At 68.1% G+C, this 22,702-nt stretch carries 20 protein-coding genes; 11 read left to right on the plus strand and 9 right to left on the minus strand.

The genetic code is table 11. The features are described from left to right. The 5 genes from cas4 to BDK63_RS02055 all read right to left on the minus strand — a co-directional run. A partial coding sequence (gene cas4, locus BDK63_RS18770) for a CRISPR-associated protein Cas4 (protein ID WP_425485920.1) occupies positions 1-812 on the minus strand: 812 nt, incomplete at its 3' end. Positions 813-821: 9 nt separating this feature from the next. Further along, entirely contained in the window at positions 822-1,691 is an 870-nt protein-coding gene (gene cas7c, locus BDK63_RS02040) for a type I-C CRISPR-associated protein Cas7/Csd2 (RefSeq protein ID WP_183329661.1), read from the minus strand. Continuing rightward, entirely contained in the window at positions 1,688-3,487 is a 1,800-nt protein-coding gene (gene cas8c / locus BDK63_RS02045) for a type I-C CRISPR-associated protein Cas8c/Csd1 (RefSeq protein WP_183329662.1), read from the minus strand. The genes cas7c and cas8c overlap by 4 nt, the downstream gene beginning before the upstream one ends. Further along, positions 3,484-4,152: a type I-C CRISPR-associated protein Cas5c gene (gene cas5c / locus BDK63_RS02050; RefSeq protein ID WP_183329663.1), complete on the minus strand. Its 669-nt coding sequence runs from the start codon at positions 4,150-4,152 to the stop codon at positions 3,484-3,486. Before cas5c ends, cas8c begins: the two co-directional genes overlap by 4 nt. A 36-nt stretch (positions 4,153-4,188) precedes the next feature. Then, on the minus strand, positions 4,189-6,414 hold the full coding sequence (locus BDK63_RS02055) for a CRISPR-associated endonuclease Cas3'' (RefSeq protein WP_183329664.1): 2,226 nt from the start codon (positions 6,412-6,414) through the stop codon (positions 4,189-4,191). 151 nt (positions 6,415-6,565) lie between these two features. Here BDK63_RS02055 and BDK63_RS02060 point away from each other — a divergent pair, with 151 nt between their 5' ends. Further along, on the plus strand, positions 6,566-7,435 hold the full coding sequence (locus tag BDK63_RS02060; protein ID WP_183329665.1) for a WYL domain-containing protein: 870 nt from the start codon (positions 6,566-6,568) through the stop codon (positions 7,433-7,435). Here BDK63_RS02060 and BDK63_RS02065 read toward each other — a convergent pair. After that, positions 7,422-8,648 carry a YbfB/YjiJ family MFS transporter gene (locus tag BDK63_RS02065; protein WP_183329666.1) on the minus strand — a complete coding sequence of 409 codons (1,227 nt, stop codon included), beginning with the start codon at positions 8,646-8,648 and terminating at the stop codon, positions 7,422-7,424. The two genes, BDK63_RS02060 and BDK63_RS02065, sit on opposite strands and share 14 nt — an antisense overlap. 233 nt (positions 8,649-8,881) lie before the next feature. Here BDK63_RS02065 and BDK63_RS02070 point away from each other — a divergent pair, with 233 nt between their 5' ends. Both BDK63_RS02070 and BDK63_RS02075 read left to right on the plus strand, forming a co-directional pair. Further along, a complete protein-coding gene (locus BDK63_RS02070; protein WP_183329667.1) occupies positions 8,882-9,478 on the plus strand; it encodes an SAM-dependent methyltransferase in 597 nt (198 codons plus the stop codon). A 14-nt stretch (positions 9,479-9,492) separates the two neighbouring features. Further along, the gene (locus tag BDK63_RS02075) at positions 9,493-10,491 is read left to right on the plus strand and encodes an aldo/keto reductase (RefSeq protein WP_246385696.1); all 999 of its coding nucleotides are present in this window, start codon (positions 9,493-9,495) and stop codon (positions 10,489-10,491) included. Between the two features lie 10 nt (positions 10,492-10,501). On the opposite strand, the gene BDK63_RS02080 is transcribed toward BDK63_RS02075, so the two are convergent. Further along, positions 10,502-11,395, minus strand: a complete 894-nt coding sequence (locus tag BDK63_RS02080; protein WP_183329668.1) for a LysR family transcriptional regulator — start codon at positions 11,393-11,395, stop codon at positions 10,502-10,504. A 135-nt stretch (positions 11,396-11,530) separates the two neighbouring features. On the opposite strand from BDK63_RS02080, the gene BDK63_RS02085 reads away from it, so the two are divergent. Then, on the plus strand, positions 11,531-13,129 hold the full coding sequence (locus BDK63_RS02085; protein ID WP_183329669.1) for an NADH-quinone oxidoreductase subunit L: 1,599 nt from the start codon (positions 11,531-11,533) through the stop codon (positions 13,127-13,129). Beyond that, positions 13,126-15,498, plus strand: coding sequence for a putative inorganic carbon transporter subunit DabA (locus BDK63_RS02090; protein ID WP_183329670.1), 2,373 nt, complete (start codon positions 13,126-13,128; stop codon positions 15,496-15,498). Before BDK63_RS02085 ends, BDK63_RS02090 begins: the two co-directional genes overlap by 4 nt. Positions 15,499-15,730: 232 nt before the next feature. On the opposite strand, the gene BDK63_RS02095 is transcribed toward BDK63_RS02090, so the two are convergent. Beyond that, positions 15,731-16,417, minus strand: a complete 687-nt coding sequence (locus tag BDK63_RS02095; protein ID WP_183329671.1) for a phosphate signaling complex PhoU family protein — start codon at positions 16,415-16,417, stop codon at positions 15,731-15,733. Between the two features lie 24 nt (positions 16,418-16,441). Beyond that, positions 16,442-17,641 carry a Na/Pi cotransporter family protein gene (locus BDK63_RS02100; protein WP_246385699.1) on the minus strand — a complete coding sequence of 400 codons (1,200 nt, stop codon included), beginning with the start codon at positions 17,639-17,641 and terminating at the stop codon, positions 16,442-16,444. A gap of 130 nt (positions 17,642-17,771) precedes the next feature. On the opposite strand from BDK63_RS02100, the gene BDK63_RS02105 reads away from it, so the two are divergent. The 6 genes from BDK63_RS02105 to BDK63_RS02130 all read left to right on the plus strand — a co-directional run bounded on the left by BDK63_RS02105 (position 17,772) and on the right by BDK63_RS02130 (position 22,624). After that, positions 17,772-18,950, plus strand: a complete 1,179-nt coding sequence (locus tag BDK63_RS02105) for an FAD-dependent monooxygenase (RefSeq protein ID WP_183329672.1) — start codon at positions 17,772-17,774, stop codon at positions 18,948-18,950. Between the two features lie 68 nt (positions 18,951-19,018). After that, positions 19,019-19,696, plus strand: coding sequence for a hypothetical protein (locus tag BDK63_RS02110; RefSeq protein ID WP_183329673.1), 678 nt, complete (start codon positions 19,019-19,021; stop codon positions 19,694-19,696). Positions 19,697-19,778: 82 nt separating this feature from the next. Then, positions 19,779-19,928: a hypothetical protein gene (locus BDK63_RS02115; RefSeq protein WP_183329674.1), complete on the plus strand. Its 150-nt coding sequence runs from the start codon at positions 19,779-19,781 to the stop codon at positions 19,926-19,928. Next, positions 19,928-20,662, plus strand: coding sequence for a metal ABC transporter ATP-binding protein (locus BDK63_RS02120; RefSeq protein ID WP_183329675.1), 735 nt, complete (start codon positions 19,928-19,930; stop codon positions 20,660-20,662). Before BDK63_RS02115 ends, BDK63_RS02120 begins: the two co-directional genes overlap by 1 nt. Beyond that, positions 20,646-21,536 (plus strand): metal ABC transporter permease, encoded by an 891-nt coding sequence (locus BDK63_RS02125; RefSeq protein WP_183329676.1) that lies wholly within the window; start codon positions 20,646-20,648, stop codon positions 21,534-21,536. Before BDK63_RS02120 ends, BDK63_RS02125 begins: the two co-directional genes overlap by 17 nt. 38 nt (positions 21,537-21,574) lie before the next feature. Beyond that, on the plus strand, positions 21,575-22,624 hold the full coding sequence (locus BDK63_RS02130; protein WP_183329677.1) for a metal ABC transporter solute-binding protein, Zn/Mn family: 1,050 nt from the start codon (positions 21,575-21,577) through the stop codon (positions 22,622-22,624). Positions 22,625-22,702 lie beyond the last annotated feature (78 nt).

Below are 22,702 nucleotides of genomic sequence, written 5' to 3' on the forward strand. Positions count from 1 at the left end.
GGGTGAGCGGCATGCTGGCCAGGATGACGAAGTGCTGGCCAGGCGAGACGCCATCTATGCCGAGGCGAAACGGCAACATCCCGGTCGGTGGAGCGGTTCCACTCGGAACTGGACACCGCGCCGGACGGTCTGGCTGAACCCGGACCAGGAAGACCCGCTGGTTCAACGCGATCAGCGATTAGAAGCCGCCTGATTCCAGGTTCCAACAATCTTGACAGGCATCGCTTCTTTCCCATCACTTGAGGTTGACAGGCATCGATCAGCGAACAGTGGTTACAGCGCTTGGCCTCATAGACGGCGGGCGGCGTACGGTTGTTATCGAACAGCGTGCGAGTGTCGGCGATAACACGCCGGGTCAGTGCCCGTAACTCGTCGTCGAACACGACGATTTTGCGTCGCCGGGTCTTGCCATAGAAGAGCGCGCCCTGCTCAATCGATACATCCAGCATCTCTTCCAGGCATAGCGCCTGGGCGCACAGCTGTACCTCATCAGCGCGATGTGCCTTGGGCCGGCCACGCTTGTACTCGATGGGGCGGACTACTGTGGGTTGCTGGGACTCATCGAACTCGACGACATCGGCAACTCCGGTCAACCCCAGTTCCTCACTGGCCAGCGGCAGCGCCATGGCGGTATGAATGCCGCGCCGACGCTCATGTCCAATATGATCAGCACGCTCATGGAGGATTCGTCCCTCCGCCGTGTAGCGGTTTTCCGCCCACACCTGTTCGAGGTGGATCAACGCACACTGGCGTGGACAGAACAGCATATGCTGCAGCGCCGAGAGCGGGATCAGGCGAACGTCATCCTCCATCCGGTTCGCCTATAGCTTCTCGTCAACACTGACCCCGGCCGGCAAGGCCTCGGCATCGATGGATACACGATAGTCGCTGTAGTGACGAGCCGGTGTATTTTCTTCGCCTTCGACACGCACGACTTTCACGCTGTCGAACAGCCGGTGTGCTGGAGCATTGCCCATCGGGTGGTCATGTTTGAAGACGATCAGCTTGCGTGCCGACATCTCACCCCGGGCGGCCGAGCGGTCATGCTCGAACATATTGATCAGCGCACGCCACAGCAGCTCGAGATCGTCTTCCGAGAAGCCGGTACGCTCGGCGAGCTTGGCCGATATGTAACCGTGCGCACGATAGAGGCCATAGGGGATGATGTGCTTGCGGCCCATGGTGCGCTCCTTCTCTAGGTCGCGCTCGTTGGTGACCGCCATGCGGGTGATCGAGACCTCCATCGGCACCACCGGGTCAATGGAGTTGGCAAAGGCCATCTGCACCGGGCCACGCACTTGGCCGGAATTGACCTCGGTGGTCATCACCGCGCCGAAGGTACGCACATCGAAGAAGTTCTGGCACATCCAGGCGGTCAGCTCGCGCGCCTTGGCCTGATCCTTCGGCAGCTTCTTGGCCTCGGGCTTGATGTCGAGCGCATCATAGGCTTTCTTGTGCTGGTTGTTGAGCACCGACTTCTCCTGCATATAGATGGCGTAGCCGGCGTCTTCTTCCTTCTCCAGGGCGACGTAGTTGCGGATCTTGCGCTTGAGGCAGACATCGGTCACCAGGCCCTGATTGGTCTCCGGATCGAGCCTCGGCAGGTTTCCGGCATCCGGATCACCATTGGGATTGCCATTGGTGACGTCGAACAGCAGCACGAATTCGTAACGGTTGGCGATGGCGCTCATTCTGACTCTCCCTGCTCAGCTTCTGCGTTTTTAGTGGCGCTTTCTTTATTGGCAAAGCGGGCTTTCGATTGATGGTAATAACCAATCGCGAAACGCCCTTGTTCCTCGATACGCAGGCTCCTTGGGAACTTTTCGCCCAGCCCATCGATGATTGAAGCGATCTCGTTTTCTATTTTGTACGCCAGCCCACCCTTGTCCTTCTTTCGCATATTCGACAAATGATGCTGAACATTGCGCAACAGCATGGGGAAGACGCTGGCCGGTGTCGCCGAGGCGGCACCGTAATAGCGGTCACGAATAGTGGCATTCACCTCGCTGCCAAGCGCACCGCGCTGAGCACTTTCCAACTCGGCGAATAGCCTGCCCAACAAATAGCCGGGGTGGGTGGAATGAGGATCGAGACTCACGGGCACCTCCTGCGTGGTTAAGTTCGAATGCAACATAAGGCGGGCCTCGCGCGCGAGTACCGCCTTACAGAGTGCGACTCGAATACCGCTTACCTTGCCGTCATTGCGAAATCGCATAATGATGTTATTAAGTAAAGACCGTGGATAGCGTGATCCCGTCAGAATGGAGCGCATCAGCTCCCCTGCGAGCTGCGGCAGCACATCATCAGACTTCGGCCTATCGCCATGAATAGGTGCCGTCTGCAGTACAAGCCGCCACGCTCCCGGCGTTATACCTTTCCAGGGAGAAGGCTCTAGCGACATGTCTTGGTGGTGGTGGGCATAGTGCTGCGCCAGGTGCTCCAGGCTATTGACATACCAGAAGCGCACCGATAGGCGCGCCGCGTTAGGGGCTAGCCCGAGCACAAAGAATTGGGTATCCGCTTCCAGCTTCGGATCGAGCTCTGACAGGATGCGTCCCTCGGAGACCTGCTTCATCAGGGTGCCTAGCTTGGCGGCCTCCTGCTCATCGCTGGGCGGTTCGTTGAGCATAGCGAAAAAGCCCTCGGCGGCCTCGGCACGTGCCCTATCCCTGCCTTTGGCCCAGAACACCACCGTCGCATCACCGATCTGCAAGCGCTGGTGGTTGTCAGTATCGCCCCGGAGCAAATAATTCAGCGCCGTTGAGTAGCCGAAGATGGCGGCCTTGGAGATAGAGGCGTTTTGGTTCTTGCTGTAGCCGTAGGACTCATAGGCATCGCTGTTGAACGAAACTAGCGATGCTCCAGATGACTGTGCATCTCTGACGCCCCTAATCGCGGGATGGTCGGTGCCCAAGGGGGCAATATCGCCGGTTATCAGGCACTGCCCCGACACCCCTTCGCCGCCTTCCAACGCAGCGCCCCATAGCCGGCGCGCTTCCCGGTTCTCATGCAGATACTGCCGCTGGCCATCGAGCCGGAATATGACGTTGGTATCCAAGACCTCTTCGCTATATCCGGGTAACTCAGAGAGCCGCTCCGGCTGCCATTGATCCAGCAGTCTCAAATAGGCCATCAAATCGGGATCATCGCTCTCGCCGAACAGCGCCAACTGGCGCGCCTTGAATGCCTCATGCTCATCGGTCAGACGCTTGCCTTCACCAGCAGTAACACCAAGGGCATAGGCGGTCTTGTCCCACAGCGGATAGGCGTGGATGCCCGAGGTACGCCGCTTGTCCACAGGTACCTGGCAAGGGCTTGGTCGAGGCTTCTTTCCTGAGGTATCGCGCAGATCGACAACCTGTAGCGGCTTCCCCACCTGGGAAAAGGTCAGGCAGAAGCTAACTTTCTCGCTGCTGAAGCCTGGCAGCGGCACTTTGTCTTCATCTGCCAGCCGCTGGTAGTAGTCATTGAGAGCCGTAAGGATCATGCCAGTGCCTCCTCGAAAGGTGGCACCTCAATCACGCCATCCAGCATCCTGGCGCGAAAGAAACGTGGCATCTTGCCATTGGAGAAGTCGATATCGTGTAGCATAAAGCCAAGGTCCCGCTCACCGGACAACTGCTTATCCACGGATGGCATGGCTTCCTCAGTTTCGATCAGGATGAAACTGGCGGGAAACTCTCGTGTGCCCAGGCACGGCATATGGAAACACTGCCCCTGCCGGGCGCGGCGGTTGAAGATATCCAGATGCTTGCCGGGAGTATCGTTCTCGTCGGCACGCGAGGTGAACTCGAAGTGCGCTTCGATCAAATAACCGACATCACGTAAGATCGTGGCAGCACGCTGCTGACGGTTCTGGTCGACGAAGTAGGCCACATCATCGACACGCCCTGACTTCATCGCCTTGGAGACGGTGGAGGCGGGCAGCTTTCCTGCCACTTCGTTACGGCGCAACGACTCGAAACGGATCGGTTTCAGCACATGGATACGATCCACGCACCAGCGAATCGCTGGCTTCCAGTGTATTGCCTCCAGGATACCGCGTGCCGCGGAAGGCGTGATCACATCGTAGGAAACCCTCTCGACCTTCATTTCTGGCCGTGTGAAACAGGCCCGATCCCCCCAGATATGCAGACGAACTCCATATGTCATCTGCTGCTCCTTGTTCCCTGATGATTGGTATTGGTTTCACCAAATATTAGACTCACCGGAACGAAACGTCGGATCGCTCCAGTTCAACCCCATGTGCTCGTCGTAGAGGTCCTCGTTGACCAGCACCATAAATTGCTCGCCGAACTTATCGGGTTCGACAGCCGCGATGGCACCCACCCGCTCCAGCGCGGCAAAGCCTTGCTGCGGGACCTGCACCGTATAGGGTTGCAGCTTGCGAGCAATGCTACCTACCCCCTCGGCATACGCCAGCTCTCTCAGTGCAGCACGTGCCGTGTCGTCGAAGGGAATGATCACGGCACGCTGGTTGTTCTCGATCATTCGGAACTTCTGCTCCAGGGTATCGAAGGGCAGCCCTTCGATACGGCCATCTTCGACCAGCTTCAGCAAACCGTGCTTATCCAGCTCCTGAGGGCCTTGCTGCCAGTACAGCAGCCGGAAATAGGCCTCTACCGCCGCCAACGACAGGGGGTCGTCTCCGTGGCGCCTAAGAACTTCGACAGTAGCCTGTGCAAACTTCTTGAGCTCAGGCGGCGGCGCCCAGTCCTCGTTGGCGCTGGTAAATATCGCCACGTCGCTGTCCGCCGCTGAGCGCCTACCTTCGCGGTTGCAACGCCCGGCCGCTTGGGCGATAGAGTCCAGCCCCGCCTCGGCGCGCAACACGCGAGGGAAGTCGACATCGACGCCAGCCTCTATCAGCGATGTGGAAATGACTCGGCAGGGCTGCCCTGCCTTGAGGACCTGACGCATCTCGGCTAGCACCCGGCGGCGATGCACGGCGCACATGGAAGTGGTGAGGTGATAGGCACCGGGCCGATCCGCTATCGATTCGAACAGGGCCCGGGCGTGACGACGGTTGTTGACGATGCACAGCACTTGCTCGGTCGCGAGCAGCTCATCGCGCAGCGCCTCATCGTCCAAAGTGCCGATATGGCGCACGGTAACGCGCTTGAGGTCGCGGTATAGGCGATCCGGCTCCGGCGCCAGCTCCCGCAAGTCACGCAAACCACCGACGAAACTACGCTCAGGATCGTCGGTCTCGGCCAGCGCCGGCTGGGTCGCGGTGCACAGCACGACACTGGTGCGATAGTTCAGCGCTAGCTCATCCAATGCCGCCGCACTGGGCCGCAGCAGCGGCAGGGGAATGGTCTGTGCCTCGTCGAGGATCACCACGCTGCCTGCGATGTTATGCAACTTTCGGCAGCGCGAGCTCTTGGCGGCAAACAGGCTCTCGAAGAACTGCACCGCCGTAGTGACGACGACCGGTGCATCCCAGTTCTCGCTGTCGCGACGGAGTTTGTCGATGGTATTGCGGTCACTCTGGTTGCCGGCGTCGAACGCACTATGGTGCTCCAGAACCGCCGCCTCGCCATGCTCCCCCAGCGCATCGCGAAACACGGCGGCGTTCTGCTCGACGATACTGGTGAACGGAATCACGTAGATCACCCGATCCATGCCGTGGGTGATGGCATGATCGAGAGCGAATGCCAGCGAAGCCAGCGTCTTGCCGCCACCGGTCGGTACCGTCAGCGAGAACCTGCCAGGCGACAGTTCGGCCTGGGCACGCACATGGGAGAGGATCTCACCGCGGAGACGATTGACGTCGCTGTCTGCCTGAAAGGTGGCCAGACGCTGATCCAGGGCATCACGCAACACGTCCAGCGTCGGCCTACCGCCTCGCGCAAGAGTGATGCCTTTCTCGTGCAGAGAGTAGAAGGTCTCGGTATCGACGAAGTCGGCATCGACCAGGCAAGAAAACAGCATCCTGGTCAGAAAAGCGTACTGGAAGAAGGCCCTGTCGCGACGCTGCTGCAAATGTGCCGGGGGCAACAGCTCATCGGGTAAGGCGACCTCTTGCTGCCATACCGAATCGAGGGGAGGCAAGTCCGCTTCCAATCGATTCTTCAGCGGCGTGCGCTCACCGATATCCCGACCATTGGCCAACCCCGCGTGGTGGCCGGCGATCAGGTAGGCCAGCAGATGGCCCACCTGTGGATATTGTTCAAGCGCGATATGTGCCCCGGCTGTTGAATGGTCGACTCGCTCGGGCGAGCCTTCCAGGCGGCGCTGAAAAGGGATGGTGTACTTGCCGATATCGTGGAGCAGTCCTGCGGCCTCGCCCCATGGGCCAGCACCGAAGCGTTCGGCCCGCTCTGCCGCGAGGCGGCCAACCGACTTCAGGTGATCTTCCAGCCCTTGCCAGTCGGATTTATCCGTCGTGGATGTGGAGTGTGCGTAGAACATGCATCCCTGCTGGTTTCTATTATCGTTCTACACAGCTAAGCACCCCTAAGACCTCCTCGCCACCCACTGGTCATACGACCAGCGTATTCTTCAACCCGACGCTGACTTGCGTCATGCTGGGTTTTTCACCATGGATGAAAGGCGTCTACCCATGCCCGACACTCCGGCTCCCGGCTGGGACACCCTGGCCCGCTATCGGCTGATCGAGATCCTGGCGCTGTGGGAGGGCCGGGTGGTGGCCTCGCAGATCGGCGAAGCCTTCGGCATCGGGCGCCAGCAGGCGCAGAAGGTGCTGCGTCGTTATCGGGAACGGGTGCCAGGGAACCTGGCCTATGACGAGTCGCGCAAGGGCTTCCTGCCCACCGCGCAATTCTCGCCTTCCTTCACCCAGGGTCGGGTCGAGGAGTACCTACATCTGCTGGGCACCCACCAGCAGCTGGCATCGCCGTTCACGGGTCTGGGACTCGGCGCGGCGAACACCGAGGCGCTGCCGATGCCGAGCCGTGTGGTGTCACCACAGGTCGTGCGGCAGGTGGTCAAGGCCTCCCGCGAAGGGCAACGGCTGGAAGTCAACTACGCCTCCTTCACCAGCCCCATGGGCGAAGACAGGATCATCGTGCCGCATACCCTCGTGTTCGCGGCGGGGCGCTGGCATGTGCGAGCCTTCTGCGAGAAGCATCGCGACTACCGGGACTTCGTGCTGAGCCGCTTCCGTGGCGTGCCGGAGCCGTGTGGCGACATGCTGGATGACCACGGGCTCGCCGAGGATGAGGACTGGCATACACGGGTCGAAGTACGCCTGATCCCCGACAGGCGGTTGTCATCCCGGGAAAGGGCCTTGATTGCCGCGGACTACGGGATGGACGAAGGCGAACTCACCCTGTCATGCCGGGGCCCGCTGGTGCTCTACGCGCTGCGCGAGCTGGGCGTGAACCCCCATCATGTGGAAACCGAACCCCGGGCCCAGCAGGTCGAGATTGCCAACCGCCAGGCCCTTGCCGCATGGATTAGCTGGGGGTGATGGTCGCCTTCGCCTCGGCATCCAGCCGCTGGGCGGTCCGGTCCACCAGGCGCAGCCAGATCAGCAGCAGCGCGCCCAGGGCGACGAAGCCGCCGGCCAGCCACAGGCCGGTGTTGTAGTGGCCGCTAGCCTCGGCGAGCATGCCGGTGAGCGCCGGGGCGACGATCTGCGCCACGCCGTAGCCCAGGGTCATGCGCCCCATCAGCCGGGCCGGGCTCTGCGGGTAGAGCCGGCCGGCCATGGTCAGCACCAGGCTCACGCAGCCCAGGAAGGTGCCGCCGTAGAGCACCGCGCTGAGCAGCACGCCGGCCAGGCTGCTGGTCAGCGCCGGCAGCACGATGCCCACCACCTGCAGGGCCATGGCGGCGATCAGCGCGCCCAGGTAGCCGATGCGCCGGGCGATCAGGTCCCACAGCATCACCGCCGGCGCCGCGGCCAGGCCCACCAGGGCGAAGGTCCAGTTGCCGGCCCCGGCCAGCAGCGGCTCGCGCTCGACGATGGCCACGATGAAAGTGGCGCTGATCACGTAGCCGTAGCCGGCGCAGAAGTAGGCGGCCAGCATCAGCCGCATGAAGGTGCGGGTCGGCGGTTTCGCCGCTCGCTGCCCGCTGCCGCCGGCGCCCTCCACCGGCCTGGCGGGGCGCGGCAGCCAGCGCCAGGCGGGCACCAGCAGGGCCGCGGCCAAGGCGGTGAAGCCCCACCACTGGGCCTGCCAGTCGAGGGCCAGGCCCAGCATCAGCTCCACCGCCAGGGCCGCCACCAGCATGCCCAGCCCCACCCCGGCGAAGTGGATGCCCAGTTCGCCGCGCTGCCCGTGGCTGATCAGCCAGTGCAGGATCAACCCGGAGGCGAGCAACATGGCGCCGCTGCTGGAGAAGCCGGCCACGAAGCGCATGGCCGCCCACAGCCAGAAGCTGTCGGCCAGGGCCATGCCGGCGGTGGAGAGCACCGCCAGCAGCAGGGTGAGGCGGTAGAGGGTGTCCTTGAGCCGGATGCTGTGGATGGAGGCCGCCGTGAGGGCGCCGAGCATGTAGCCGGCGTAGTTGAGGGCGGCCAGCCAGCCGCCCTGGGCATCGGAGAGCCAGGTCTGCTGCTGCATCAGCGGCAGCAGCGGCGTGTAGGCGAAGCGCGCCACGCCGATGCAGAGGATCTGGCTGAACACCCCGGCCAGCAGCACGCGGTAGCGCGGGGAGAGAGGAAAGGGGTTGGCCATGCCTGGCGCTCCGTGGGTCCCTGTGATGGTAGGCAGGCCACGCGGGCCCTGGGGCCGGCGTGGCCGGGTAGCGGCCTACCATACCGCACACCCGGCAACCCTGGCCGGCGGCATTCGACCAAAAGCGCACGGCAGGACCGCCGCCCGATGCCGCCTCCCTCGGCGCGCCCGCCCCTTTTGCAGCCGATCTTGCTACTCTCATGGGCTGGCCCACCACCACGGGAGAGCGCCCCATGTGGGATGAACGCTACAGCACGGATGACTATCTCTACGGCATCGAACCCAACGACTTCCTGCGCGAGCAGGCCGCGCTGATCGGCGAGCCGCCCAGGCGGGTGCTCTGCCTGGCGGACGGCGAGGGGCGCAACGGCGTCTACCTGTCGGGGCTCGGCCACCGGGTCACCTCGGTGGACGCCTCCTCGGTGGGCCTGCGCAAGGCCGCCCGGCTGGCCGAGCAGAAGGGGGTGGCGCTGACCACCCTGCACGCCGACCTCACCGCCCACGAATTCGAGCCCGAGTCCTACGACGCGGTGGTGTCGATCTTCTGCCACGTGCCGGCGGCGGGCCGCCCCCACCTGCACCGCCAGGTGATCCGCGCCCTGAAGCCCGGCGGCGTGCTGATCCTCGAGGCCTACACGCCGGACCAGGTGCCCCGCGACACCGGCGGCCCGGACACCCCGGACCGCACCCCCACCGCCGCCGAGCTCGACGCGGCCTTCGCCGAGCTCGAGATCGCGCTCAGCCGCGAGTGCGAGCGCGAGGTGGTGGAGGGCCGCGGCCACACCGGTCCGGGCGCCGTGGTGCAGTTCATCGCCCGCAAACGCCGATAACAAGGAACCCCAGGATGACGCTGCTTTCCCGACTCCAGGCCCTCGCCTCGCCCGCCATCGGCCTGGGCTGCATGAACCTCTCCCATGGCTACGGCCAGCCGGTGCCCGAGGCCGAGGCGCTGAAGGCCCTCGATGCCGCCTTCGACATGGGCTACCGCCACTTCGATACCGCCACACTCTACGGCGCCACCGCCAACGAGCGGCTGGTGGGCAAGGCCCTCTCGGGCAAGCGCGACGAGATCCTGCTGGCCAGCAAGTGCGGCATGGCCTTCGACCCCGAGCTCGGCCGCAAGGTGATCGACGGGCGCCCCGAGACGCTCCGACAGCAGTGCGAGGCGAGTCTCGAACGCCTCAAGACAGACCACATCGATCTCTACTACCTGCACCGCTGGGACCGGTCAGTGCCCATCGAGGAGAGCGTGGGCGCCCTGGCCCGGCTGGTGGCGGAAGGCAAGATCGGCGCCATCGGGCTCTCCGAGGTCTCGGCGGCCACCCTGCGCCGCGCCCGCAGCGAACACCCCATCGCCGCGGTGCAGTCGGAATACTCGCTGTGGACCCGCAACCCCGAGATCGCGGTGATCGAGGCGTGCCGCGAGGCCGACACCGCCTTCGTGGCCTTCAGCCCCCTGGGGCGCGGCTTCCTGGCCGGGGCGATCCAGGCCGACACCCCGCTGGCGGAGGGCGACGTGCGGCGCGGCATGCCGCGCTTCAGCGCCGAGAACCTGCCCCGCAACCTGTCGCAGCTGGCCGAGCTCCAGGCGGTGGCGAGGGAGCACGAGGTCACCAGCGGCCAGCTGGCCCTGGCCTGGCTGCGCGCCAAGGGCGACGACATCCTGCCGATCCCCGGCACCCGCTCGGTGGCCCACATGCGCGAGAACCTGGCCGCGGACGGCCTGCGCCTGGCGCCGGTGACCGTCGCGCGGCTGGACACCCTGCTGACCCCGGACCGGGTCGCGGGCGAACGCTACGGCGAGGCGCTGCAGGCCGAGATCGATACCGAGGCGTTCCCGTAGCGCCCGCGCCTCACCGGGCCGGCAGCAGTGCCTCGCTCGACTGGCTCAGCAGGCGCTTGAGCAGTGGCGATTCGAAGCGTCGGCGAATGGTGATGGCGTAGAACTCCTCGAAGACCCCGGGAAGCGCGCCGAAATCGGTCAGCGTGCCGGCGCGCAGCTCGTCGCGCACCACCACCGGCGGCATCACCGCCAGGTGGCAGGTGTCGCGGGCCAGCAGGCGCATCATGGCCATGTCGTCCACCTCGGCGATGATGTGGGGCGCCAGGCGATGGTAGTCGCACAGCTGTTCGAAGGCATGGCGCACGGTGCTGTCGGGGCCGGGCACGATCAGGCCGCGCCCGCGCAGCCCGTCGGGGAAGGCCGGCAGCGGGGCAAGGCTCGACGCCCCGATGATGCTGACGGGCTGGCGCGCCAGCCGCTGCGACCGCCATGGATGCTGGTCATCGCCCCGCACCGGCTGGTTGGCCAGCACCACATCCAGCCGGTGGGCGGAGAGGCGGCGCAGCAGCTCGTCCAGCCCTCCACTCTGCAGGCTCAGCTCCAGGTCCTCGCGATCGAGCAGCGGGCGCAGGAACTCCTCCTGGAAGTTGCGCGACAGCGTCCCCACGGCCCCCACCCGGATCACCTCGCGCAGCGCCTGGCCGCCCTCGCTGAACAGCGCGGCCAACTCCTCCCCCTGGCGGAAGATGGCGTTGGCATAGTCGAATGCCAGCCGGCCGGCCTCGGTGAGGCGCAGCCGGCGCCCTTCCCGCACGAACAGCGGCTGCCCCAGGCGCTCCTCCAGCTGGCGGATCTGGTGGGAGAGGGAGGACTGCGACACGTGCAGGGCCTCGGCGGTGCGGGTCAGGTGGCCCGACCGGGCGACCTGCCAGAAGTAGTAGAGGTGGTGATAGTTGAGCTTCATCCCTGGCCTCGACGCCCGGCGGCGATATCTGCGGCTATCTTCTTTTTTAACGAACAATAGCTTCTTTATAAACTATTTTTTGCATCAGAACGACGGGGTCATAGTACGGCGGATGTCTCACAAAGGAGCCGTACCATGACGACCCTGCTTCAGATGGTGGTCCATGCGTCGCTGGCGGCCTGGCTGGCGCTGCCGGTTGCGCTGCTGGTCCTGGCCGGCTGGTGCATCCGCCTGGCCGCCCCCGAACGCCAGCAGCGCTGCTGGCGGATCGGCCAGATCCTGATGGCCGGCAGCTTCCTCGCCAGCGCGCTGATCGGCGGCCTGCTGGTGGCCGACGCCGCCGGGGTGGCCACGGGACTGCCCGAAGCCGCCGCGCCCCTGGGCCTCTATCCCGACGGCCTGGCGGTGTGGATGGCGCTGCTGATCAGCTTCCTCGGCGGGGTGCTGCTGCGCTTCGCCGATGGCTACCTCCAGGGCGACGAGGGGCGCGCCCGCTTCCTGCCCTGGTGCCTGGTCGTGCTGGCCAGCGTCATGCTGCTGGTGTTTACCCATCACCTGCTGGTGATGCTGGTGGCCTGGGTCGGCGTCAGCCTGGCGCTGCACCACCTGCTGACCCTCTACCCGGAGCGCGTCGAGGCGCAGCGTGCCGCCTGGCAGAAGTTTGCCGTGAGTCGCCTGGGCGACCTCGCCCTGCTGGCGGCGGTGCTGCTGATCTACCACCACTACGGCAGCTTCGAACTGCCGGTGCTGCTGGCCGCCGCCGAGGCCTCGACCGGCGAAGGATGGGCCCTTCCGGCTGCCTCCGTGGCCCTGGCGCTGGCGGCGCTGTGCAAGTGCGCGCAGCTGCCGCTGCACGGCTGGCTGATGAAGGTGATGGAGGCGCCGACCCCGGTCTCGGCGCTGCTGCACGCCGGCGTGATCAACCTGGGCGGCTTCATCTGGCTGCGCCTCTACCCGCTGTTCGACGGCCTGACCCCCGGGCACCTGCTGCTGATCGCCATCGGCGGCACCACGGCCATCGTGGCGGTGCTGACCATGCTCACCCAGGCCTCGGTCAAGCACGCCCTGGCGTGGTCCACCTGCGCCCAGATGGGCTTCATGCTGTTCGAGATCGGCCTCGGCGCCTATACCCTGGCGCTGGTGCACCTGCTCGCCCACTCCCTCTACAAGGCCCACTCCTTCCTCGCCAGCGGCCGCACGGTGCGCGCGGCACGCTGCTCGCGGCTGACCCCGGCCCCCTCACGGGAGCGCCTGCTCATGGCCGGCCTGGCGGGCGGCACCGCGGCCGGGGTGCTGCTGGCCTGGCCGGAGCTGGTCAGCCACAACCCGGTGCTCGGTGCGCTGCTGGTGCTGGCCGTGGGCGGGGCCCTGCTGGGCATGCCGGCGGGACTCGGCCTGCGCCAGCGCCTGGCCCTGGCCGCCATGGCCCTGGCCCTGGTGCCGCTCTATGCCCTGCTGCACGCCCTGGTCTCGCCGGCGCTGCCGCTGGCGGCGGAACCGCTGAGCCCGGCATCGGCCCTGCTCGGCGCCGCGATGCTGATGGCGCTGGTCGGCCTGGCCCTGGCGGTCACGCTGCGCCCCCATCACCCCGCCGTGGTCCGCTGGCGTATCCACTTCCGCCAGGGCCTCTACGCCCACCTGCCGCTCGAGCGCAGCATCGATCACCTGATGTGCCAGCGCCTCCCGGCCACCCGCCGGGTCGATACCGTCACCGTCAGAGGAGAGTGGTCATGACCGCCGTTGCCCCCGCTGCCAGGCCGAACGTGACCGAGGCACACCACCAGGCCCTGGCCCGTGCCGCCGAGTGCATCGCCCCCACCTGGCCGCTCGACCGCTGGATCGCCGTCAACCCCTGGTGGGGCCTGCGGGACCTGCCCATCGAGGAGGCGGAGGAGCGCCTCGCCGGGCGGGCGGGCGTCACCCTGACCATGCCGGTTGCCTTCTATCGCCAGGCCTGGGAGAGCGGGCGCATCCGCCCCGAGGACCTGCGCGAGGCCATCGCGCTGTGCGACTCGCCGCTGGACGAGGCATCGCTGACGTCACGGCTGGAACGGCCCGACACTCCGCCGCGGCAGCTGGCGAGCGCCTGGGAGCTGGCCGCCCGGGATGACGGCAGTGGCCAGTCGGCGGGCCGCGACCCCTTCGAACCGGTCGCCGAGCTGTGCGCCGGCTACTTCGATCACCACCAGCAGCGCTGGGCAGCTGAGTTGGACGAGACCCTCTACGGCTGGTGGAGGACCCAGACCCGCCACGACCGGCGCATGACCGCCGCGCGGCGCCGGTGCGTCGAGACGCTGCCACCGGACGCGACGGACGCGCGTGAGGTACTGCTCGAGGCGCTGGCGCTGTCACCCGAAGGCCTGGAGGCGCTGGCCCATGCCCTGCTGCTGCGGGTCAACGGCTGGGCCTCGTGGTGCCAGGGGCTGGCCTGGCACACGCCGGGCGCCGCGCGCCACGCCGGCATCGACGAGCTGATGGTGGTGCTGCTGGCCTGGGAGTGGCTGGGCCTCGACGCGCTGGAGGCGCCGGAGCGCCGCCGCTGGCAGGCGCAGTGGGCGTCGTCTCCCCCTTCCCGAGCCGACCGGGCCGACCTCTGGTGCTGGCAATGCGCCTTCGAGCTGGGCTACCAGCGCCGCCTGGCGGCGACCCTGGCGCGGCCCCCGTCGCCGCGACAGGAGCCGGCACGGGTGCAGGCGGCCTTCTGCATCGATGTCCGCTCCGAGCGGCTGCGGCGTCATCTCGAGGGGGCCTCGCCCGAGATCGCCACCCTGGGCGTGGCGGGCTTCTTCGGCATGCCGATCACCCATGTCGCTGCCGGGCCCGAACGCGCCCTGCCCCGGGTACCCGGCCTGCTGACGCCGAGCTATCGCACGGAGGAAGCACCCCCGCTGGCCCGGCTTCACCGCCGCCGCTACCGGCAGGAGGCCAGGCGCCAGAGCGTCCGCCATGCCAAGTACCATGCGCTGTCGACCTTCACCCTGGTCGAGACCACCGGCCTGGCCTGGGGCTGGAAGCTGCTGAAGGACAGCCGCCGCCGCCCGGCGCCGGCGACGGCCACGCCTCCCCTGGAGGGACCCTTCCATACCTATGGTGGCGAGCCGCTCGCGCTGGAGGAGCGCGTCGCGCTGGCCCGGGGGCTGCTCGAGGCCCTGGGGCCGGGGGCCGTCGTGGCGCCGCTGCTGGTGCTCGTGGGGCATGACTCGGCGAGCGACAACAACCCGCATCACGCCGGGCTCACCTGCGGCGCCTGCGGCGGCCAGGGGGGCGGGGTGAATGCCCGGCTCGCCGCGCGACTGCTCAACGACCGCGAGGTGCGCCGGGGCCTGGCGGAACGTGGCGTGGCCCTGCCCGCCACCACCCATGTGCTGGCCGCCACCCACTGCACCCTGACCGACCGCGTCACCCTGCTGGACACCGATGCCGTGCCGGAGGCGCTGGCGCCCCTGCTGGGGCGCTTCGAGCAGGCCCTGGAACGAGCCGGACAGGCGACCCGCGAGGAGCGCGCGACGGCGCTGGGGGTGGCGGCGACCGGCGATGAGGAGCGCCTCGAGGCGCTGCGGCAGCGCGGCGGCGACTGGTCGCAGCCGCGCCCCGAGTGGGGGCTGGCCAACAACGCCGCCCTGCTGCTGGCTCCCCGCGCGGTCAGCCAGGGCCTCGACCTGGAGGGACGGGTCTTCCTGCACGAGTATGACCCGCAGCGCGATCCCGACGGCCGAATGCTGGAGGCGCTGATGACCGCCCCTATGCTGGTGGCTAGCTGGATCAACCTGCAGTACTTCGCCTCGGTCGTCGCCCCCTCGCTGTACGGCGCCGGCAACAAGCTGCTGCATTCGGTGGTGGGGGGCCATGTCGGGGTGATCGAGGGCAACTCGCCGCAGCTGCGCATCGGCCTGCCGCTGCAGTCACTGCACGACGGCACGGCGTGGCGCCACGAGCCGCAGCGCCTGACGGTGGTGGTCGATGCCCCGCGGGAGCGGATCAAGGCGGTGCTGGCGCGCCAGGCGGCCGTGGCCCAGCTGGTCAACCATGGCTGGCTCTGGCTGTGCCGGCGCAACCACGCCGGGCTGGAGCGCTATCGTTCGGGCCGCTGGGTGGCGATCTGAGGCGCCCGGCGCCTGCCGAGTGCGGGGGGCCGAGTGCCGGGAGCACCGGGAGGGCCCGCCTTCACGCGAAACCCCGCGCCGGCGTTAGCCGGCGCGGGGTTCTCGCTGTCAGCGGCAGGCCGCCGGGGCGCCTTCGGCGCCATTCGCCGGGCAAAGCCCAGCTCCCACCAGCATACTCAAGCCTTGTGGAGACTTGAGAGGCAACCTGGGGCCTCCCACTGGCGGGTCGGCCTCAGTCCAGGGCGCGGTCGTCGGCGTCGCTGGGGAAGTCCAGGTCCTCCAGCCGGCCGGTCACCGCGGTGGCGATGTTGGCCAGGTGCGAGGCGACCCGCTTGTAGTGGCGCGCCAGCAGGGAGTAGGCCACCGCCTCGTGGAACTCGATCGCCTCCTCCTCGCGCAGCAGCGCCTCGATCAGGTCGTCGCAGCGGCCGCGGATCTCGCGGGTGGCGGTGATCACCCGGTGGGCCCTGGCCTCGTCGGAGTCACGAGTGGCGGCGATCAGCTCCTGGAAGAGCCCGGCGAGCCGCTCCGCCATCTCGTCCAGCGGCTGCTGGTAGCGCGGCACGTGGAAGCCCTCACTGTAGAAGGCCCCCACCTCGAAGACGTTCTTGCAGTAGTCGCCGATGCGCTCGGCGTCCTTGGCCACGCTCATCAGCGCCAGGCAGATGGCCACGTCGTGGCCGGGGTTGACGGTCAGGTGGCGCAGCACCTTGCGGCGGATGGAGCGCTCGAGCTCGTTGACGGCCCGGTCACGCTCGTAGAGCGGCCCGCGCACCTCCTCGGCGGCCACGGTGCTGTAGAGCACCTCGTTGGCGCGGGAGAACATCCAGGCGCCGTGCTCGAGCATCCGGGTCAGGTCCGTGTAGGCCTGGTCGATGGTGTTTTCCGAGGTGAGCGCGCTATAGAGCTGTTTGAACATGGGGAACCTCCCGGTTGGCCGCGCTCAGCGCAGGCTCATGAACAGTTCGGTGGCGGTGATGCCGACCAGCGGCACCACCAGGAATACGCCGATCAGGAACAGGAAGGCGTAGCGAATCTTCTGCCCGGCAAGGCGCCCGTACCAGGTGGCAATGCGCAGCGGGATGACCCGCAGCGGCCACCAGATGGCGGTGCCGGTCAGGTTGAAGATGACATGGAACAGCGCCACGGTCATCGCCGCGGCGATGGGGTTGGCGGTGGCGGCCAGCACGCTGGTCACGGTGGTGCCCAGGTTGGCCCCCATCATGAACGGCAGCACCCGGCGCAGGCGCACCACCCCGGCCCCGGCCAGCGGCACCATCAGGCTGCTGGTGATGGAACTGGACTGCACCAGCACGGTGGAGACCACCCCGACGCCATAGGCGCGGGCGTCGGTGCGGAAGAAGTAGGTGCGGAACAGGCCGTCCATGTGGCGCAGCAGGGCGCCGCGCAGGTTCTGCACCATGAACACCAGCGCCGCGAACATCAGCGCGAGGCCGAGGCCGGCCACCAGCAGCCCGGCGGCCGCGACGCTGGGCATCAGGGCGGCCCCCAGCCAGTTGGCGGCATCGACGATGGGCGCGGTGATCACCTTGATGGGGCTGCTGGGCTTGGCGACCTCCTCCAGGCCGATCAGCTCGGCCAGCCAGCCGGCCAGGCGGGTGAACAGGCCGCGGCCGCCCTCGTGGAACAGGCTGGTGAGCCACTCGATCGGAAAGACGATCAGCACGGTGAGGATATTGAAGAAGTCGTGCATCATGGCCGCGGTGAAGGAGCGGCGGAAGTTGCGCTTGATGCGCACGTTGGCCAGGGCCACGATCACCCCGGTCACCGCGGTGCCGATGTTGGCCCCCATGATGGCGAACACCGCGGTGCCCAGGGTCATCTCGCCGCTGGCCACCAGGGTCACGATCAGCGCCGAGGTGAAGGAGGAGCTCTGCACGACCATGGTGACCAGCACGCCGGCCATCAGGGCGATGAAGGGGTTCTCGCCGTAGGCGAAGGCGCGGGTCAGCAGGTCGCTGTCGCTGCCGAAGGTGCCGAGGCCCGCGCCCAGCACGTTGAGGGCGGCCAGGAACAGGTAGAGGCAAAGGCCGGCGTAGAGGCCCCGCAGCCACGCCGGCACCTCGCGCGGCGCCTGGCGGGAGAGGGCGGGACTATCGGGGGAAGGTCCGAGATTCGACATGAGCGGTCTGCCGTGTGGGTGAAGGATCCCTTCGTGACGGTTTGATGACGGTTCCGTGTCACTGCGCGCACGCTAACGCGCCTATGTGACACTTTGATGACATCCACATCAAGTGGGAGGAGACAGCCGGATGGATGACACCCTCGACGCGATCATCGTCGGCGGCGGCATGGTCGGCGCGGCCGTGGCGGCGGCGCTGGGCCAGGCCGGCATGGCGGTGGCGCTGGTGGAGGGCGGCAGGCCGCCCGAGCCGGTCGCCGACGACGCCCCCTTCGACCTGCGCATCTCCTCGCTGAACCTGGCCTCGCAGCGGCTGCTGGAGGCCGTGGGCGCCTGGGGCTTCATCCCTGAGGCACGCCGCTGCCCGTTCCGCCATATCGAGGCGAGCGACGAGACCGAACGGCGCCAGGTGCACTTCGGCGCCGCCGACCTGGGCCTGCCGGACTTCGGTCACTTCGTGGAGAATCGGGTGATCCGCCGCGCCCTGTGGCAGCGGCTGGCCGAACTGCCCGGCGTGGCGACCCACTGCCATGCCGGGCCGGTGGCCTGGCTGCCGGGGCGCCATCGCACGCTGCTGGAGCTGGACAGCGGCCGGCTGCTGGCCGCCCGGCTGGTGGTGGGCGCCGACGGGGCCGGCTCCCGCGTCCGCGCGCTGGCCGGCATCGCCACCCGCGACGAGGACCATGGCCTGCGGGCGCTGATCATCAACGTGCGCACCCGGCTGCCCCAGCAGGACGTCAGCTGGCAGCGCTTCACCCCCGGTGGGCCCCAGGCCATGCTGCCGCTGCCCGGCCACCACGCCTCGCTGGTGTGGTACGGCAGCCCGGAGGCCACCGCCGAGCGCGAGGCGCTGGACGACGAGGCGCTGCGCCTGGCCATCGAACGGGCCTTCCCCGAGCGGCTGGGCGGCCTCGAGGCGGTGCTGGGGCGCGCCAGCTTCCCCATCCGGGGGCGTCACGCCGAGCGCTACGTGCGCCCGCGCCTGGCGCTGGTGGGCGATGCCGCCCACGTCATCAATCCGCTGGCCGGCCAGGGCCTGAACCTGGGGCTTCAGGATGCCGCGGAGCTGAGCGAGCGGGTGGTGGCGGCCTTTCGCGCGGGGCAGGACCCCGGGGGCCAGGGGCTGCTGGCCGGCTACGCCCGCGCGCGACGCCCCCAGACCCTGGCGATGATCGCCGCCATGACGGCCTTCCACCGCGTCTTCACCGGGGCGGAGCCGCTGCGCCAGGCCGGCGCCGCCGGGCTGGCAGTGGCCGACCACCTGGGCCCCGCCAAGCGCCAGGTGATGCGCCGCGCCCTGGGGCTGTAGCGCACCCGGCACCCCGGGGAGGGCCCGCCGGTGCTACGCTTGAGCCATCGCTGACCCGGAGACGTTCCATGTCCCTGCTGCTCCCCTTCCTGCGCCGCCCCGCCGCGGCCTGCCTGCTCGCCCTGCTGCTGCCGCTGCCCGCCCTGGCCCAGTCGCCCGACGCCGAGTGGCAGGCCTACGAGGCCGCCCTGGCCGACGGCGCCCGCCATGCCAATACCTGGCAGGTGGGCTGGACCACCTTCTATGCCGGCAGCCTGGCCCTGAACGCCTGGCAGGCCAGCGAGGCGAGCGACCGCGACGACCGCTACGACGCCCGCGTCGGCGTGGTGAAGTCGGCCCTCGCCCTGGGCGGCATGTTCCTCGACCGCCAGCCGCACCCCGCCGCCCTTCGCGAGCTCGAGGCCGCCGAGCGGGGCGATATCGAAGGCGCCCGGGCCCTGCTGGAGTCGGTCGCCGCCGAGGAGCGCCGGCGGCGCAGCCTGGAGGCCCGGCTCGGCTCGCTGGCGATCAATACCGCGGCGGGGCTGCTGATCGCCGTGGGCGACGGCCGCGAGCGCGACGGCGCCATCAACTTCGCCACCGGCATGCTGATCAGCGAGCTGCAGCTGCAGACCCAGCCGCGCCAGGCCACCGCCGCGGTGAACCGCTTCCAGCCGGTGCGGGTGTCGCTCGGCGACCTGCAGCTCGAGGGCGAGGTCGCCCTGCTGGTGGCACCGAACCAGCTGGGCGTGGCGCTGCGCTACTGACCCGCCCGCGACGTGCTCGGGGGAGTGGTCAGCGGCCGCTTTGTTATGTTATAACCTCCGCCAGTTTTCGGAGGTCTTCCCCATGGCACATCGCACGCACCGGCATCGCCCGGAAGGGCCCTGCCATTTCTCCCTGATGTCGCTGGCCGCTACCCGCCGCCTGCTGCTGGTGGCCGCGCCCCTGGCGGGCCTGTGGCTGGCGGTCTCCTGGGCCGCCGGGTGGTGGTCCTGATGTCGCGCCTGCAACTGCACGACCTGCAGCTGGCCCGCGGCGGCCGGACGATCCTGGAGCACCTGGATGGCCGCTTCATGGACGGCGCCATCACCGCGCTGATCGGCGCCAACGGCGCCGGCAAGAGCACCCTGATCTCGGCGATCATGGGCATGCTGGCCCCGGTGGCCGGCAGCGTGGAGTGCCAGGTGCCCAGGGAACGGCGCGCCTGGCTGCCCCAGCAGCTGGCCCTGGATCTCACCTTCCCGATGAGCGTGGAAGAGCTGATCATGACCGGCACCTGGCCCAGCCACGGCGCGCTGAAGGGCTACTGTGCGGCCCACTACCGCCGCGGCCGCGAGATCATGGCGCGGCTGGGCATCTCCCACCTGGCCCACCGCCAGCTCGGCGAGCTCTCCGGCGGCCAGCGCCAGCGCGCCCTGCTCGGCCGCACCCTGATGCAGGAGGCCGAGCTGCTGCTGCTCGACGAACCGTTCGCCAACGTCGACATCGAGACGGTGGACGTGCTGATGGACGTGCTGCGCGACATGGCCCGACAGGGCGTCACCATCGTCGTGGTGCTCCACGACATGGAGCAGCTCTCGCGCCTGGCCGACGACGTGCTCTTCCTGGCCGGCGGCCACGGCCGCTGGGTCAGCCCCGACTCCTTGCTCGACCGCTACGCCGGCCAGCCGCCCCGGGCGCCGCGCCTGCCCCTGACCTTCCCGGATGCCCTCGATGCTGGAACTGCTTGACGCCTGGCTGCTCGCCCCCTTCGACTACGGCTTCATGAAGCGCGCCTTCGTGGCCGGCCTGGCGCTCTCCCTGGCCGCCCCGCCGCTGGGCGTGTTCCTGATGCTGCGCGGCATGAGCCTGATCGGCGACGCCATGGCCCACGCCATCCTGCCCGGCGTGGCGCTGGGCTTCCTGTTCGCCGGCTTCTCGCTGCCGATGATGAGCCTGGGCGGCATCCTCTCCGGGCTGCTGGTGGCGGTGCTCGCCGGCAGCGTGTCGCAGATGACCGGCCATCGCGAGGATTCCGCCATGGCCAGCTTCTTCCTGATCTCGCTGGCGGCGGGGGTGATGCTGGTGTCGCTGGGCGGCAGCAGCGTGGACCTCACCCACGTGCTGTTCGGCTCGATCCTCGCCGTGAACACCACCGCCCTGGTGCTGATCGCCGCCATCAGCAGCCTGATCGTGGTCATCCTGGCGGTGATCTTCCGCGCCCTGGTGGTGGAGTGCCTGGACCCGCTGTTCCTGCGCGGCCAGGGCGTCCACGGCGGGCTGGTGCATGGCGCCTTCCTGGGGCTGGTGGTGCTCAACCTCACCGCCGGCTTCCAGACCCTGGGCACCCTGATGGCGGTGGGGCTGATGATGCTGCCGGCCACCACGGCACGCTTCTGGAGCAAGCGCCTCGAGGGGCTGATCGGCATCGCCGTGGGCATCGCCATGGTCGCCAGCACCGGCGGACTGCTGCTCTCCTACCACCTGAGCCTGCCGTCCGGCCCCGCGATCATCCTGCTGGCCGGCGCGGCCTACCTGCTCTCGGCCCTGCTCGGCCGACACCACAGCCTGCGCGAGCGCCTGCAGCGCCGCGCCGCGCCGCTGGGTGCTCCCGAATCCCACTGAACTGGCCCTGCTTTACAAGACTCGAGGACCCCTGCCCCATGCGCATCGTGAACGCCTCCGCCGCCCTGCTCGGCGTCTCCACCCTGCTGGCCCTGCCTGCCGCCTTCGCCGCCGAGCGCGTACAGGTGGTCACCAGCTTCAGCATCCTGGCCGACATGGTCGAGAACGTCGGCGGCGAGCACGTCGAGGTGACCTCCCTGGTCGGCCCCGACAGCGACGCCCATGTCTACTCGCCGCGCCCCACCGATGCCCGCGCCCTGGCCGAGGCCGACCTGGTGGTGTTCAACGGCCTGCAGTTCGAGGGCTGGATGGAGCGGCTGATCGACGCCAGCGACTATGCCGGGCCGCTGGTCGTCACCACCGCGGGCATCGACCGGGTGGCGGCGGCCCACGACGACCATGGCCATGACGAGCACGACGGCCACGACGGCCACGACGACCACGACGACCACGGCCATGACGATCACGACGACCACGGCCATGAGGGACACGACCATGGCGACGACGACCCCCACGGCTGGCAGGACCTGGCCATGGGCCGCGTCTACGTGGCCAATATCCGCGACGGCCTGATCGAGGCCGACCCGGACAACGCCCAGGCCTACACCGCCAACGCCGAGCGCTACATCAACGAGATCGACGCCACCGACGCCGAGATCCGCGAACTGCTCGGCGAGATCCCCGCTTCCACCAGCGTGATCACCGGCCACGACTCCTTCGGCTACTTCGCCAGTGCCTACGGCCTGCGCTTCCTCTCCCCCCAGGGGCTCTCCACCGAGGCGGAGCCCAGTGCCGCCAACATGGCCCGACTGATCGACGTGATCCGCGAGCAGAACGTCCAGGCGCTGTTCCACGAGAACATGACCAGCCCGGCGATCATCAACCAGCTCGCCGAGGAGACCGGCCTGCCCATCGCCGGCACCCTCTACGCCGACGCCCTGGCCGCGGAAGGCGAGGCCAGCACCTGGCTCGGCATGATGCGCCACAACGCCCGGACCCTGCATGACGCCCTGGCCCAGCCGGGCCATGACGACCCTGGCCATGACGAAGACGACCACGACGATCATGGCCACGGCCATAGCCACTGAACGACCGGCCTGGCCAACACGTCAAGGGGCGCCTTCGGGCGCCCCTTGACGTTTGCGTCATTCGAGCTTCCGGCACCC

The sequence above is a fragment of the Halomonas campaniensis genome (assembly GCF_014193375.1).
GTDB lineage: Bacteria > Pseudomonadota > Gammaproteobacteria > Pseudomonadales > Halomonadaceae > Halomonas > Halomonas campaniensis.